14 protein-coding genes, 1 tRNA gene and 1 riboswitch are annotated in these 14,677 nt (G+C 64.2%); of the genes, 4 read left to right on the top strand and 11 right to left on the bottom strand.

Annotated features, from left to right (window positions below; all coding sequences use genetic code 11):
- Nucleotides 1-85 precede the first annotated feature (85 nt).
- Nucleotides 86-1,270 carry an IS30 family transposase gene (locus ACSSVG_RS08005; protein ID WP_374110765.1) on the top strand — a complete coding sequence of 395 codons (1,185 nt, stop codon included), beginning with the start codon at nucleotides 86-88 and terminating at the stop codon, nucleotides 1,268-1,270.
- A gap of 81 nt (nucleotides 1,271-1,351) precedes the next feature.
- Here the strand turns inward: ACSSVG_RS08005 and ACSSVG_RS08000 are convergent, their stop codons facing one another.
- From ACSSVG_RS08000 to ACSSVG_RS07975, 6 genes are all read right to left on the bottom strand, one after another.
- Nucleotides 1,352-2,212 carry a phosphogluconate dehydrogenase C-terminal domain-containing protein gene (locus ACSSVG_RS08000; protein ID WP_231338825.1) on the bottom strand — a complete coding sequence of 287 codons (861 nt, stop codon included), beginning with the start codon at nucleotides 2,210-2,212 and terminating at the stop codon, nucleotides 1,352-1,354.
- A 1-nt stretch (nucleotide 2,213) separates the two neighbouring features.
- Nucleotides 2,214-3,026, bottom strand: coding sequence for a sugar phosphate isomerase/epimerase family protein (locus ACSSVG_RS07995; protein ID WP_492418285.1), 813 nt, complete (start codon nucleotides 3,024-3,026; stop codon nucleotides 2,214-2,216).
- The gene (locus ACSSVG_RS07990) at nucleotides 3,023-3,847 is read right to left on the bottom strand and encodes a triose-phosphate isomerase family protein (RefSeq protein WP_492418283.1); all 825 of its coding nucleotides are present in this window, start codon (nucleotides 3,845-3,847) and stop codon (nucleotides 3,023-3,025) included. Before ACSSVG_RS07990 ends, ACSSVG_RS07995 begins: the two co-directional genes overlap by 4 nt.
- The gene (locus tag ACSSVG_RS07985; RefSeq protein ID WP_492418281.1) at nucleotides 3,831-4,301 is read right to left on the bottom strand and encodes a ribose-5-phosphate isomerase; all 471 of its coding nucleotides are present in this window, start codon (nucleotides 4,299-4,301) and stop codon (nucleotides 3,831-3,833) included. The genes ACSSVG_RS07990 and ACSSVG_RS07985 overlap by 17 nt, the downstream gene beginning before the upstream one ends.
- On the bottom strand, nucleotides 4,298-6,058 hold the full coding sequence (locus ACSSVG_RS07980) for a dihydroxyacetone kinase family protein (protein WP_492418279.1): 1,761 nt from the start codon (nucleotides 6,056-6,058) through the stop codon (nucleotides 4,298-4,300). Before ACSSVG_RS07980 ends, ACSSVG_RS07985 begins: the two co-directional genes overlap by 4 nt.
- A gap of 85 nt (nucleotides 6,059-6,143) precedes the next feature.
- Nucleotides 6,144-7,511: an MFS transporter gene (locus ACSSVG_RS07975; RefSeq protein WP_231338829.1), complete on the bottom strand. Its 1,368-nt coding sequence runs from the start codon at nucleotides 7,509-7,511 to the stop codon at nucleotides 6,144-6,146.
- 213 nt (nucleotides 7,512-7,724) lie between these two features.
- Here ACSSVG_RS07975 and ACSSVG_RS07970 point away from each other — a divergent pair, with 213 nt between their 5' ends.
- The gene (locus tag ACSSVG_RS07970) at nucleotides 7,725-8,465 is read left to right on the top strand and encodes a FadR/GntR family transcriptional regulator (protein ID WP_231338830.1); all 741 of its coding nucleotides are present in this window, start codon (nucleotides 7,725-7,727) and stop codon (nucleotides 8,463-8,465) included.
- Nucleotides 8,466-8,559: 94 nt separating this feature from the next.
- On the opposite strand, the gene ACSSVG_RS07965 is transcribed toward ACSSVG_RS07970, so the two are convergent.
- The 4 genes from ACSSVG_RS07965 to ACSSVG_RS07950 form a co-directional block, all read right to left on the bottom strand.
- Nucleotides 8,560-8,630: transfer RNA gene (locus tag ACSSVG_RS07965), tRNA-Cys, on the bottom strand.
- A gap of 161 nt (nucleotides 8,631-8,791) precedes the next feature.
- Nucleotides 8,792-9,256 (bottom strand): hypothetical protein, encoded by a 465-nt coding sequence (locus tag ACSSVG_RS07960; protein ID WP_492418277.1) that lies wholly within the window; start codon nucleotides 9,254-9,256, stop codon nucleotides 8,792-8,794.
- A gap of 54 nt (nucleotides 9,257-9,310) precedes the next feature.
- Nucleotides 9,311-10,255: a formimidoylglutamase gene (gene hutG / locus ACSSVG_RS07955; protein ID WP_492418275.1), complete on the bottom strand. Its 945-nt coding sequence runs from the start codon at nucleotides 10,253-10,255 to the stop codon at nucleotides 9,311-9,313.
- A 74-nt stretch (nucleotides 10,256-10,329) separates the two neighbouring features.
- Nucleotides 10,330-11,772, bottom strand: coding sequence for an NCS2 family permease (locus tag ACSSVG_RS07950; protein WP_492418273.1), 1,443 nt, complete (start codon nucleotides 11,770-11,772; stop codon nucleotides 10,330-10,332).
- A gap of 114 nt (nucleotides 11,773-11,886) precedes the next feature.
- Between ACSSVG_RS07950 and ACSSVG_RS07945 the strand changes: the two genes are divergently transcribed.
- Nucleotides 11,887-12,516, top strand: a complete 630-nt coding sequence (locus ACSSVG_RS07945; protein ID WP_231338833.1) for a copper resistance CopC family protein — start codon at nucleotides 11,887-11,889, stop codon at nucleotides 12,514-12,516.
- 174 nt (nucleotides 12,517-12,690) lie between these two features.
- Nucleotides 12,691-12,859: riboswitch (cyclic di-AMP (ydaO/yuaA leader) on the top strand.
- A 3-nt stretch (nucleotides 12,860-12,862) separates the two neighbouring features.
- Nucleotides 12,863-13,639 carry an NlpC/P60 family protein gene (locus ACSSVG_RS07940; RefSeq protein ID WP_492418271.1) on the top strand — a complete coding sequence of 259 codons (777 nt, stop codon included), beginning with the start codon at nucleotides 12,863-12,865 and terminating at the stop codon, nucleotides 13,637-13,639.
- Nucleotides 13,640-13,803: 164 nt separating this feature from the next.
- On the opposite strand, the gene ACSSVG_RS07935 is transcribed toward ACSSVG_RS07940, so the two are convergent.
- Nucleotides 13,804-14,496, bottom strand: a complete 693-nt coding sequence (locus ACSSVG_RS07935; RefSeq protein WP_231338835.1) for an NAD(P)/FAD-dependent oxidoreductase — start codon at nucleotides 14,494-14,496, stop codon at nucleotides 13,804-13,806.
- Nucleotides 14,497-14,677 lie beyond the last annotated feature (181 nt).

The raw sequence follows: 14,677 nt of genomic DNA, 5'->3' as shown, positions 1-14,677 counted from the left end.
AAACCCCGCGAGATGGCACCTCATGCCACTGTTTGAGCGGCAAAGTCATAGGGTCGTTGCAACGCTCTGATTGATGGAGCGTTTCATGGTCAAGTTGTTTCCTTCGGGTGCGCGTGCCGAGTTTGTTGATTTGGTGTGTGCGGGGGTCTCGGTTCTTGAGGCTTCCCGGCGTGTCGGGGCGGTGCACGCGACCGGGGGAAACTGGTGGGCTCAGTCTGGCCTGATGATGACGTTGAACCGTGGCGCTGTCGGGGGTCTTGCCGATCCTGCGCCTTCGGCAGAGGGACCTGGCCGGGCCTTGGGTCTGGGCGAGCGGGGGATGATCCAGATGGGTGTTCTGCTGGGGCTCAGTTACGCCAAGATCGGTGAATTGATTGGCCGGGATAAGTCCGTGGTCTGGCGGGAGGTGAAGCGGCACAGAAGCGCGGACGGGAAGTATTACGCCTCGGTCGCCCACGCCAAAGCGCACCAGGACAGGCGCCGGCCCAAACCGTTCAAACTCGTCCAGGACGAGGACCTCTGCCGGCTGATCGGTGTGTGGATGGATGACGGGTGGAGCCCGAAATTGATCTCCTCAATGTTGGCGCACTACTTCGTCGACGATCAGACTATGCAGGTGAGCCACGAGACGATCTATCAAGCGCTGTATGTCCAAACCCGCGGGAACCTGCGGGCTGACCTGGCCGAAAAGCTCAGCCTGAAACGCAAGCAACGCGTTCCGCACACCAGTGACCGCCGTAAGAACAGCCCTTACGGTGAGGCATTCAAAATCAGCCAACGCCCGCCCGAGGTCCAAGACCGGGCAGTGCCTGGCCACTGGGAAGGGGACCTCATCATCGGGACCGACGGGACCGCGATCGGCACGTTGGTGGAACGCTCGACCCGGTTCACGATCCTGCTGCACCTGCCCGGGGACCACACCGCGGAGACCGTTGCCGCTGCGATGATCCGGGAGATGGCTTCCCTCCCGGATCACCTGCGACTCTCGATCACTTGGGACCGCGGAACCGAACTGGCCGACTACGCGAAGATCCAAACCGCACTCGAAACGACCCTGTATTTCTGCGACCCGCACTCACCCTGGCAACGCGGCACCAACGAGAACACCAACAGGCTCCTGAGGTTCTGGTTCGAGAAAGGCACCGACCTTTCAGTGCACACCCCCGAGGACCTCCGCCTGGTCGCAGCGAAACTCAACCGCCGACCCAGACCAACCCTGAACCTCGAAACACCAGCCAACCGACTAAACCAGCTGCTACAAGCGGCCTAACCCCCAGCGTTGCTCCCACCAGTTGACTTTGCCAGCCAAACATTGGCATCAAATGCCACCTCGGTGGAGGGATGGGAGGCCTTAGCGCTTGACGGCGTCCAGCTTGAGCATCTTGGCGATCACGCCGTCGAGTTCGGAGTCGTCGAAGATCTTCTTCCAGTCGTCCTTGATGATGGTGTCCTTGCCGTACTGGATGGCGATTTCGCAGGCTTCGGAGAACGGGTTGGATCCGCGCAAGGCGTTGGTGAGGGCGATCTGGACGTGGCCGAACAGCATGGCCTTGGCTGCTTCCTCGGGAACGCCGGCGGTGTGCACGGTCTCGTGGAGTGCCTCGTTGAGGAGCGTGCCGATCATGCAGGCCACGGTTTCCACCAAGGTGGGTTCCAGGATGGCGAGCTGCTTGACGGTGACCCAGTGAACGTCGATCACGGGTGCGTAGATGGTGCGGATGACGGCTTCTGCTACGTCGCGGGTTGCTGCGGGTGCGTCCTCGTCGATCGCGGAGACCACGTTCTGTGGGGCGCCCTGGCCGCCGAAGGTGTCGGCCCATTCTTCCTTGGTGGTGCGCTCCAGGAACACGGACGGGTGGCAGGGGTGCGCGACCGCCTGGACGACGTCGTCGCGCTTGGCCAGCAGGCCTGCGTACGCGGCGGCGGGATCGAGGGTCAGGAGGATCGCGCCTGACTTCATCTGCGGGACGACGCCCTCGGAAACGATGCCGAGGACGGTGTCCGGTACGGCGAGGATGACGACGTCGGCTGTGGGAACGGCGTCGTCGGTGGCGGTGATGTCGCGGCCCTCGGCGCGGACGCGGTCCTGGCCGGCGGGGGAGTTCTCACTGTAGAAGACGTTGTGGGTGGACTTCTGGAGGTTGCGGGAAACGCGCATCCCCATTTTGCCACCGGCTCCGACAACGGCGACGGTCAATTGTTCTGCTGACATTTCACTTGCTCCTTAGGAAATCGAGGCTTTGTTGGGTCCACTGGTTTTCGAGGCGGATGGTCTCCGCTTCGGAGTCCTGCCACGGCAGCCAGTGCTCCACGATTTGGTTGATGTTTCTTTCTTTGGGCTGGATCTTTTCGACCATGTAGTCGTAGTCGAGAAGGCCTTCGCCGAGGGGTGCGCCCGAGTACGTGAACCCGACCCATCCCTGCTTGCGGCTGAACGCAAAGTCTTTGATGTGCATGTTCAGGACATAAGGCGCGACGGCGTCAATCACCTGCCGCGGCATCTCCAGCGCAGCCACGGTGTTGGCGGGGTCGCTGCAGATTCCGAGGTAGGGGCTGTTGACGTGGCGGACGACGTCCAGGATCCGGTCCGTGGGGACCTGTTCATAGGTCTCGACGGCGATCCTCACCCCGGCTGCCTGGAATTCCGGCAGGATCCCGGTGAAGATCCTGACGGCTTCCTCGGTGTCCGGGGTGTGGCCGGGGACGTTTAACATGGTCCGCAGCAGGTCCGAGCCCAGCATCTGGGCGATGTGCAGGAACTTCGCCAGGTGCTCCGGACGGATACCCTTGGTCCCCACTTCCAGGGTGATGCCCAGCTCGTCCGCCGTACTGCGGACGGCGGCGAGCCCGGCGTCGTTCATGTCTTCCAGCGGCGCGTAGTCGCAGATCTGGAAGAGGTCCACGCCCAGGTTCGCAGCCTTGCGCAGCGCGTCATGGATGCTCAGCGGCTGGCTGACCTGGTCCGAGAGCTGCCAGAAGAACGCGTAGCTGCTGAGGCCGATCCTGCTTTGGGAGGCGCCGTTCATGCTGCCACCGCCTTAGCGGCCAAGCGCGCGGCGGTCTCGTCCAGGATGGTCTTCAGCGCTGCAGGATCGTGCGCGAAGCGGCCCAGGAACAAGCCGGCGACGGCGGTGTCCAGTTCCGTGATGAGGCCCGGTCCGGCGCTGCCGCCGTAGATGACGCGGCTCTCTTCCTGGCCGGGCAACGAACGCAGGTGCTCGTCCAGTCCGCGGACCACGGCGCTGATGTATTCCGGTGTTGCAGGTTCCGGGGCGCCGATGGCCCATTGCGGCTCGTAGGCCACGATGGTCCGGTCTGTGGGGCCGAGCGTTGCGGCGCGGTTGAGGGCAGCGTCGATTTCGGCCGTGCACTGGGCGATGGCTTCCTCGGGGGAGCCTGCGATCAGTTCGCCAACGCACAACACCGGGGTGAGCCCGTTGCGGTAAGTGGCAGCGGTCTTCAGGCCGATGATCCGTTCGTCTTCGCCGAAGATCCTGCGGCGCTCCGCGTGCCCAACCTCAACATACCGTCCGCCGAGTTCGGCGACGGTCTTGCCGCCTACCTCGCCGGTGTACGCGCCTTCGTCTTCCCAGAAAATGTCCTGCGCTCCGGTACCAACGCCGGCCGCGCCCAGGATCCGGGCAGCTTCGGGCAGGGCGGGGAGAGTGGGCAGCACGAACAGTTCGATGTCGCCGCCCACCACTGCCGGGTGCTTGAAAGCGATGGTGGCGATGTCGCGGCAGTAGTCCACGGAGCGCTGGTAGCCGAAGTACATCTTCAGGCTCACGCCGATCACCGCACGTGGTTGCCGGGAAGCCGCGTCGGTGGTCTTAGCAGGAAGTGACACCCTCGTAGTCCTTAATCAGTGTGACCTTCTCGGCCGAGGCAGAGGTTTCGTCGAAGGTGTACGTGAGCCATTCCTTGGCCAGGCGGCGGGCGAGTTCCAGCCCGACCACGCGCTGGCCGAACGTGAGGACCTGGGCGTTGTTGCTCAGGATCGAGCGTTCCACGGAGAAGGAATCGTGGGCGGTGACGGCACGGATGCCGGGGACCTTGTTGGCGGCGATCGCGACGCCCAGGCCGGTGCCGCAGACCAGGAGTGCCCGGTCGGCCTTGCCGGCGGCGATCAGTTCAGCAGCGGCGATGGCTACGGACGGGTACGGAGTGTGGCTCGTGGCGTCCACTCCGACGTCGGTGACGGACTCAACGAGGCCGTTCGCTTCCAAGTCGGCTTTGAGGGCTTCCTTGTACTCGAATCCGGCGTCGTCCGATCCTATGACCAGGCGCAGTTTGGTGCTCATGCGTTCTCCTTAACTGGTGTGTTCCCTGCGGTTTGTGTTTCCGCGAAAGTGTTGTGGATGGCCCGGACGATCAATGCCATGGAGACGGCTCCGGCGTCGGGGGTTCCGAGGCTCTTTTCGGCGTGCGGGCGGGCGCGGCCCATGAGGGGCAGCAGGTTGGCGGTCGCTTCGGCGGATTGCTCGGCGATGGTGGCAGCGGCGCCCCATGCATCCCGAAGTGTTGCTCCGCCCTGAACTGCCGCGGTGAGTGCTTCGCTGAACGGGGACAGGACGTCCACCAAGGTTTTGTCGCCTACTTTGGCCTTGCCGAAGTCCATGATGGAACGCTTCGCTTCGGCCACACCCGCGGCCACGGCTACGGCGTTGGGGGCGTCGGTGTCACCGACGGATTGTCCGACGGCGCGCAGGGCCATTCCCCACAGCGCACCTGAAGTGCCACCGGCTTTGTCCGCCCAGGCGTCGGCGGCCAGGTTCAGGGCGGTCCCTGCCCCGGCACCGCGTTCGACGGCGTCTGCCGCAGCAGCGACGGCGGCGTGGATGCCACGCTCCATGCCGATCCCGTGGTCACCGTCGCCGGCGATCGCGTCGATCCGGCCGAGTTCTTCCACGTTGGCGTCAACCACGGCTTTGGCGGCGTTGAGAGCCGCGAGGATGGTGGGCGCTGCGGTTTTGGACTCTTTGCTGGCGTCCGGGATCACGGAACGCTGCTCGGCGGCCATGGTGAGCTGGTCGGCGTCGAGCGCTTGAGCGCTGACCGCACCGCGGCGGAAAGCCGGGGCGTCCGCGGGTGCGAGCCAGAGTTCCTCGAGCTCGGAGTCCAGCCAGAACAGTGTGAGGGAGGTGCCGGCCATGTCGAAACTGGTCACGAGCTCGCCGACCTGCGGGTCCACAGCCTCGATACCGGCCTCGGCGAGCAGCTGGGCCACGCGGCGGTAGACCACGAACAGCTCCTCGTACTTGACGCTGCCCAGGCCGTTGAGGATCGGGACCACCCGTGCGCCGTGCACGGAAAGGCCGTCCGGGATCTCGGCAAGGAGGTCCTTGACCAGCAGTTCGGCGAGTTCATCCGCCGTCGGGATGTTCGTCTCGGCAATGCCGGGTTCGCCGTGAATGCCCATGCCCACTGCCATGCGCCCTTCGGGAACGGAGAAGAGCGGGTGGTCCGCGCCCGGGAGCGTGCACCCGGTGAACGCGACGCCGAAGGAACGGGTGCGGTCATTGGCGCGCTCGGCGATCTCCACCACAGCGTCCATGGAGTAGCCGGCCTCAGCGGCTGCGGCCACCACCTTGAAGACTGTCAGGTCCCCGGCGATCCCGCGGCGCTTGTGTTTCTCGGCCAGGGGAGCCGAAGAGATGTCGTCCGTGACTGCGATGCTCCTGCAGTCGATGCCCTCGGCACGGAGTTTGTCCTGGGCCTGGGTGAAGTGCAGGACGTCGCCGGCGTAATTGCCGTAGCCCAGGAGTACGCCGCCGCCGTTATCCGCTGCCTTGGCCACGTTATAGACCTGCTGTGCCGAGGGTGAGGCGAACAGGTTGCCCATCGCCGCGCCGTGCGCCAGGCCCTGGCCAACCAGCCCGGCGAAGGCCGGGTAGTGGCCGGAGCCGCCGCCGATCACCAAGGCGACCGAGTTCGGCGTCGACCGCGTGCTGCGGGCAACCCCACCGGAGACGCGCCGGACCCACCGGCCGTGCGATGCGACGAAGCCTTCGATCATTTCATCAGCGAAGGCTGAGGGCTCGTTGAAGAGGCGGGTCATGGGGTATCTCCTGGGCTGTACTGAAGGGTGTGAAGTGTGGTGGTTGTGCCCTCCCTGCTGGAAGGGCACAACCTGCTTGTGGTGGTTACGGCTCCGCGTGCTGCCCGGCCCCTTGTGGGTCCAGCGCCTCGGCAGGCGTGCCAGCAGATGCCTTGCCCTGCTTGCTGAGGGTCACCATGAGGATGGAGGAGAGCAACATGAAGCCGCCGACGACGAACATCGGGACCGTGTAGCCGCCCGTCAGATCCTTGAGCCAGCCGGTGATGTAGCCGGCGCTGAAGCCCGCCAGGTTGCCCACCGTGTTGATCAGTGCGATGCCTGCTGCTGCGGCTGCGCCGGTGAGGAACTGCGTGGGGACGGTCCAGAAGTTCGGCAGGGCAGCGAAGATTGACATGGCCGTGACCGTGATGACGGCGATGGTTGCCGCGGGGGATCCGGCGAACAGCGCCAGAGGGATGCTGACACCGCCGATGAGGGCCGGAAGGGCGATGTGCCAGGTCTTCACGCCGCGCTTGGTGGCGTCCTTGGACCAGAAGTACAGGGCAAAGGCTGCCGGCAGATACGGAATGGCCGTGATGAGTCCCTTCTGGAACACATCGAACTTGGTGCCGTAGAGGCCCTCGAAGCCGGCGATGATGGTCGGCAGGAAGAAGCCCAGTGCGTACAAGCCGTAGATGAAGCCGAAGTAGATCAGGGAGAGCATCCAGACGCGGCCGTTGCCGAACACCGTGCGAACGCTGACGTGCTTGTTGCTGGCGGCGGTTTCCTTCTTTTCCTTTTCGAGGGCGCCGGTCAGCCAGGTCTTCTCTTCTGCGGTAAGCCACTTGGCCTTGGAGGGGTTGTCTGCCAGGTAGAACCAGGCGATGATGCCGACGATGATCGCGGGGATGGCGACTCCGAAGAACATGAAACGCCAGCCCTCGAGGCCAAAGAACATTCCGTGCTGCTGGATCAAAGCGCCTGCGAGGGGAGCCCCGATCACCGTGGTGAGCGGCTGCGCCAAGTAGAAGAGGGCCAGGATCTTGCTGCGGTGCTTGGACGGCACCCAGAGGCTCAGGAAGAGGATGGCGCCGGGGAAGAAGCCGGCTTCTGCCACACCCAGGATGAATCGGAGAATGTAGAGCTGCTCAACGTTGCCCACCCAGGTGAAGAGCAAGGACACGATGCCCCAGCTGACCATGATGCGGGCCAGCCAGCGGCGGGCGCCGAACTTGTGGAGGGCCAGGTTGCTGGGGATTTCGAGCAGGATGTACCCGATAAAGAAGACTCCGGAGGCGAAGCCGAACTGTGCCGCTGAGAGGGCGAGGTCGTTGTTCATGCCGTTGGGGCCGGCGAAAGAAATGGCGGTGCGGTCCAGATAGTTGATGAAGAACATCAGGGCGACGAACGGCACAAGCCGGACTGCCACCTTCTTAATTGCGGATTTTTCGACCACCGATTGTGTGGTGTCCACATTGACTCCTAGATGTTGGTGTCCCTGCGGATCCTGCACTGGATGCGCCGGGCTGGTTCGTGGCATGGCCGGCGGGGATCCGGCGATGGCGAAGCTTGTGATTTAAACCATAGGACTGGATTCTAAATTGGTCAACCGGTTGACTGGTTAAAGTTTTTTTGGGCGCTGACTAGTCGCCGCAGGGATTGGTCATCCGGTTGCTACGCTGTGAAGGTGTCAGCGAACTCAGCAGCAGCGGCCCACATGACGGCCGCGCTTGCCCCCATGGAGCAGGGCTCCGTTGTGTCCGAAGTAGCGGAGCGCCTCCTTGCCTACTTCACGAGTGGAGACATCGCCCCCGGCACCCGGCTTCCGGCAGAGCGGCAGTTGGCGGCTTCACTTGGTGTTGGACGTTCGGCCGTCCGCGAGGCCCTCGCTGCCTTGGAGATCCTCGGGATCGTGATCGTCCGTCCCGGCTCGGGAACGTACCTGCGCGACGGCGTTTCCGAACTTTTGCCGCGGACGCTCAGCTGGGGATTGATGCTGGGGGAGCCGCGGACCCGCGAGCTGGTGGAATTGCGCAGCGGACTGGAAGTTCAGGCTGTTGAGTTGGCGGCCCTGAGGGTCACGGATGAAGCCTTGGAACGGATGCGGGCCGACCTTGACGTCATGGAGAGGAACCTCGACGACCTCGCAGCCTTCGTGGAAGCCGATGCGGCCTTCCACCGCGAGATCGCCGCGGCCTCCGGCAACATGGTCCTGGAAGAACTCCTCCAAAGCATCCGCTCGCTGCTGCGGATCTGGGTGGACCGGGCACTGACCGATGAAGGCCACGCCGAGGCTGCCCTGCGCGAACACACTGCCATCTACGAGGCACTTGTTGCCCGGGACGCGTCCGCCGTTTCACAGAACATGCGCTCGCACATGGCTACGGCATCGCGGCGCCTGTTGGCGGGCTTCGACGCAGCCCAATAATCTCCCGCGGGATGGCAAATAATGCCAATGCCTGAGCGGAACATTGCCATCAAATGCCATCCCGCGAAGGGGATTCCGGCTCAGGTCCCCCGAGACGTGGTGGCGGGATTCGAACCCGCGTGCGCTGCTTTGCAGGCAGCTCCCTGGCCTCTCGGGTACACCACGTGCAAACGACACTAGGCGCCTGGGCGCAGCCGGATCAAAGTTCAGTTCGCAGGCTTTCGCAGGGCTACGAAGCGTTGCCGCAGGTTGCTGCCCGTGACCTCAAAGCTGTCTAATGCGACCCCATCCCCGCTGCCGTACACGGCCCAACAAACGGTGGGCGGTCAGAGGCTGTGGTTCGCCCTTCGAAGCGGCTGTGCTCGTTTCTGCGCCGCCAGCCTGCTCACACCCGCGGCAATCACAAGTGTGAGGATTGCCGCTGCCATGTGGGTGTAGAGCAACAGATGCACTGAGCCACCGCTGGGAGCGGCCCCTGCTGGCACTTCTCCCAGGACCTGGCCGCTGTGTAAGTGGTCCAGCAGTCCGCTGCCGGCAAAGAAGCCACCGAAGGCGTCGAACCCGACGTGCAGCAACTGCTGCGCCAGCCCGGAAAACAGCAGCAACAACAGCGGCCCGTGCACCCAACGGGCAATGAGCTGGGCGGCGAGTGCAGCCAGCGCAGCGAAGGCCAGGACGACAGGTATGGCCGGAGCGCTTCCGCCCGCGACCATGTGCGCTGCGAGTCCCAGAACCACAGCCACCGGCCCGGCAATCCAGGCCCACCTGTCCTGCACAGGAGTTGCGCGCATCGCCATCCTTCCCTCAACACAGGCTAAGCGGAGGAGGCGGCTGGCAACAGGGGCCTAGGCGAGCAGCGTGTTTACCAGACGTGCCGCTACTTTTGCTGTCCTGGAATCAATGTCGAACTCCGGATTCAGTTCCGCGACGTCCAAGTGCACCAGCTTCCCGCTCGCAGCGACCTGACGGCAGATTGCGCTGATCACCGGCAACGGCACGCCATATGCGGCAGGCGCGCTCACTCCGGGCGCCACGGATGCCGGCATGACATCCAGGTCGATCGTCAGGTACAGCGCGTCAACGCCAGCCAGGAAGTCGGCAACAAATACCTCCACGGCCTCCGAGGAGCACAACTCATCAAGCAGGTACTTCACGCCCAGCCGGTCTGCGGTGTCGAAGAGTGTTCGCGTATTGTTCGGCTCCGAAATGCCCACGACGGCGTACTGGAGTTCGCGCCCGGCGGCCGCTTCAGCGTGGGCCATCTGAAGGAACGGTGTACCCGAGCTCGGCGTGGGTTCATCGCGCAGGTCAAAGTGCGCGTCCAGGTTCAGCACGCCCAGTCGCTTCCCACGAACGGCTTCAGAGCCGGCTACGCCCAGGTAACTGGCAAACGCGGTCTCGTGGCCGCCGCCCAGCACTACAGTGAGGTTTCCGGCGTCGAGCAGTCCCGAAATGGCGCGTCCGGCGCGCTCTTGGCCCGCTTCCAGTGAGTCGTCCTCCACAACCACATCGCCGGCGTCGAATACGTCACGGTCAAGGTGGAAAGCCAGCGGACCCAGCGCCGAGCGGATGGCGGCCGGTGCCGCCGCGGCACCCACGCGGCCCTTGTTGCGGAGGACTCCGGCGTCGCTGCAGAACCCAAGTACGACGGCGGGACGCGATGCCGTTGCGGGAGCGGGCGACGTCAGGGGTGCTACAGCCTGCCACCACCGGCGGTGCCCGGCACCGTCGCCGTCAAAGCGGCCGGTCCACGGGGTGGGGCTGACATCTACGGCGAGGGTGGTTTCCATGCTTCAAGCACACCCGAACGGGCACGCGAAAACCAGCCACCCCGCACCGCGCGTGTCTGAAACCCCGGATTTCCCTATTTGACCCCGAGCAGCTCTTCCACGGTTCCGATGCCGAAGAACAGCAGGAACGCGGCAGCCACAGCCCACATGAGCGGGTGGACTTCGCGGGCACGGCCTTGGAACGTGCGGATCAGGACGTAGGAGATGAAGCCGGCGCCCAGGCCGTTGGCGATGGAGTACGTGAACGGCATCAGGGCGATGGTCAGGAACGCCGGGATGCCGACGCCCCAGTCCTGCCAGTCGATCTTGCCCACCTGGGAAACCATCATGAAGCCCACGACAACCAGTGCCGGGGCAACGGCTTCGAACGGAACCAGGTTGATCAGCGGCGTGAAGAACATGGCCACCAGGAACAGCACTCCGGTAACGATCGAGGCGAGGCCGGTGCGTGCGCCTTCGCCGATGCCCGCTCCGGATTCAACGAAGATCTGGTTGGACGATACGGACGCGCCGCCACCGACGATTGCGCCGAGGGCGTCAACCTGCAGGACCCGGTCCACGTTGGGGATGTTGCCGTCCTTGTCCACGGTTCCGGCCTCGTTTGCCAGGCCCACCATGGTGCCCATGGCATCGAAGAAGATGCTCAGGAGGATCACGAAGGCCAGCAAAGCAGCAGCGATGAAACCGAGGTGCTCGAACGCGCCGAAAGGGTTCGCCTTGCCGATCAGGGACAAGTCCGGGGCGCCCCATTCTGAGAGCGTGGGCGCCACGAGCGACCATCCGCGCGGGTTGACGTTCTTGCCGTCAAAGCTCGGGCCGATGTGGAGCGTGAATTCAAGGATGGCTGCCAGGGCGGTGGAAACCACGATCCCGATCAGGATGGCGCCGCGGACTTTGCGAACCACCAGGGCGATGGTCAGGATCAGGCCCACCGCAAAAACCAGGGTGGGCCAGCCCATGAGCTTGCCGTCCACGCCCAGCCCCAGGGGAACCGTGGTGCCGGCAGCGTCCGGGATGCGGCGCACGAATCCGGCATTGACCAGGCCGATCAGTGCAATGAAGAGACCAATGCCCACCACGATTGCCGTCTTGAGGGCTTCTGGAACGGCTTTGAACACCGCAGTACGGAAACCGGTGAGCACCAGGATGAGCATGGTGACGCCGGAAAGCACCACGAGGCCCATCATGTCCGGCCAGGTCAGTCCGGGGTGTGAGGCCACGGTCACTGCCACGAACGCGTTCACGCCGAGCCCCGTTGCAACGGCGAACGGGTGCTTGGCCCACGCGCCCATGAGGATGGTCAGGATGCCCGCCACGAAAGCCGTAGTGGCTGCGACGGCCGTGAAGCCCAGGGACGCTCCGCTCGAGTCCGCTCCGCAGAGGATCAGGGGGTTCAGCACCACGATGTAGCTCATGGCGAAGAACGTTGCGAAGCCGCCACGAATTTCCCGGGAGTACGTGGATCCACGTTCAGTGATTTTGAAGTAGCGGTCGACTGCAGAACCTTGTTTAAGCATGAAGGACTCCGGGGATCGAGGGGAGTGTGCTCTCAAATCCTATGCGGTCGGATACGGGCGCCCCGGACGATTCGCCTAGTCTGTAAGGAAGCCAACACTAGGAGAAACCGCCCCATGCGTACCATCCGCCCGCTTCTGGCCGCCGTCGTTGCTGCCCTCGCCTTCGCGTCGGCCTTGCTGTTTTCCGCGGCTCCGGCGTCCGCCCATGACGTCGCCGAATCCACCACGCCGGCCAACGGTGCCAGCGTGACTGTTGTCCCGGCGTCGGTCTCCATCACGTTCAACAACCGGCCGCTGGCCATCGGTTCGGGCGTAACGGTCACGGCGGGCGGCGAAAACTGGGCAGACGGTCCCGTGGAAATCATTGACAACCAAGCTGTCCAGAAGCTGCGCGAAGGCGCACCCGCGGGCGAGTACACGGTGGTCTGGCGGGTCGTCAGCAGCGATTCGCACCCCATCGAGGGCACCTTTACGTTCACGGCAGCCGGAGGCGCGACGTCGGCAAGCGGTTCGGCGGTTGCCTCACCGTCTGCTTCGGCTCCTTCAGCCTCGGTACCGACGGCCGGTACCGGTGCGCCGGGAACGGGCACCAGCGAACCGGCAGCGGATGCCTCCCAGCCGTTCCCGTGGAGCATCGTGGGACTGGCCGTTGTTGCTATCGGACTCGTTATCTTTCTGGCTGTTACGGCACGTAGGAAACTCGCTGCTTCCAACGACGCGGATGGCGATAATCCCGCGGAATAACGGGGTTTTCTACGTACCTGCGAATATCTCGAAACGGTCACCGCGACACGCCAGAAGAGTAGTTCTCGTTACTTAAATGTGACTTCGGCGTGATCATCGCGTACGGTTGTACCTGTGCCTGTTCCACGTAGCGGGCACTTCCGGCCTGATTGCCTAGCTCTGCCGCAGTCCGGAATCCGTTCGCAGACAAACCTTACGGCAGAGACGGGGAACCCATTTTAGGTCGCTTTCGAGCGTGCCTTGGGGTGAAGTCACGAAGCTTCCGCTGAACAGCGGGGGATAGTGACCGGGTGACTCCCATCCGAATCCGACAGCTAACCTCGCAGGCATCGGGAGAGGCTCTTTCATGTCTTCACGCATTCTTCGCGGCCGTCGTAAGGCGGACAGCGTACGTCCTAATCCGTTCATCTCCATCTCCAAGGCAGTTGCCAGCAACGCCTCCGGCGCTGGCCGCCAGGCAGCTGTCATCGCAGCAGCCTCGGGCCTCGTCTTGACCGGCTCCATCGCCGCCCACGCAGCTGAAGCTCCGGTTCAGCGGGACTCCAGCCCCGCCACGGTCGCAGAGACCGCCTCCGAAGCTCCCACCCAGGTTGTTACCGCCGCCTCCACGGCGACCATCAACTTCGAGCGCCCTGCCGTTGCTTCCGTAGCGGCTCCGGTCATCGAGAAGCCGGCTCCCGTCGTTGAGGCTCCCGTAGCCAAGAAGGCAGCAGTCACCACTGCCGCTGCAACGGCTCCTGTCGCCAAGTCCGCAGCTGCCGCTCCGGCTGCTGCTGCTCCCGCTGCTGCTGCCCCGGCAGTCGGTGGCGTCAACGCAGCCATGGTTGCCTCGGCTTACGCCCAGATCGGCATCATGCAGGACTGCACCGCCATGGTGGAACGGGCTCTCGGCTCCGCAGGCATCCCTGTTGGTGACCTTGGCCCCATGCAGTTCATGAACTACGGCAAGGTCGTCAGCGACCCCCAGCCCGGTGACATGATCGTTCAGTCCGGCCACGTCGCCATCTACATCGGCAACGGCCAGGCCATCAGCGGTGGCATCAACGGCAACCAGACGGGCATCCACCCGATCAGCTGGTTGACGGCAACGGGTCCCCTGACCTACGTACGCGCTGGCGCATAAGCCTCACGCTTCAGTCCAAAGGCCGGTGCCTTTGAGGAATCACTCCTCAAAGGCACCGGCCTTTGGCGTTAAGTTTTGTGCGTAAAAGTTCCAGACATGGACGTACGACGGCGGGTAGGCGCGCCTTTGCCGCGTAGTGGGGCAGGGTGTGCCGGTTGGATCGGCTAGGCGGTGGCCAGGCCTGGCCCTGCCGGGAGGGCAACCTTGGAAGAGATCGCCTGACCCACTGCTTTGGCCTGCCGAAGGACTTCCTTGGGGGTGGGCGTAATGAGTTCGCCGACGCCTACAAGATGCATCCCGACTGCCCTCATGGCCGCGGCCAGGTTTTGGCCGATGGCAATCCCGAGTTCGGCCAGCATCCGGCGCAGCTGGCTCTGCGCACAGCGCGTGACCACGATGTGGTCGGCCAGGAGAACCCCGTTGGCGGTGTGGACTGCCCACTGGCGACGGGTGGATTCGAGGGGGCCGGATACGTGGAGTCCGGTTCTCAGCCCCGCAGTGGTCATGCTGGCGGCCAAACCGTAGCCAATCTGCTGTGACGGATCCGAGCCCAGGAAATCAAGGCGCACGGCGCGCGTGGTGCTGCGGACGTCCAGCTGATGGCTTGCCGCGTAGTTCCGCAAGTGGCGGAGGATCTCGTTGCGTTCCTTCATTGCAGCGGGATCGGCGGCGTCGCAGCGTTGAAGCATACCTGTATGGACCGACGGGCCCGTTGCGGACAACGCACCAAAGCCGTCCACGACGATGGAACCCACGCCATAACGGCTGAGCTCACTGGCAACTGCCAAGCCGGACAAGCCGGCTCCGATGACCACGGTGGTGGTGCGTTCCGTGGCGGAATCAGGCGTGAGTGACACTGCTTGGTTCCTCCTTGACGTGTGTGCCCTTCGGCATCGCGTGGGGTCGCGTCCGAGTTCCCCAAGCGGCCGCAAATAAATGGCCGGAGTGTGTCGTGAAACACGTTTGCCGGCCATTCGGTGACTCGAACACTACCGAACTTTTTCGGCCATGGATAGCCTCCCGGATGCGCGTGTTTGG

This window comes from Paenarthrobacter sp. E2MeOHC11 (genome assembly GCF_058744955.1).
Note: the sequence above shows the minus strand (reverse complement) of the source record. Positions and strands in the feature narration are given on the sequence as shown.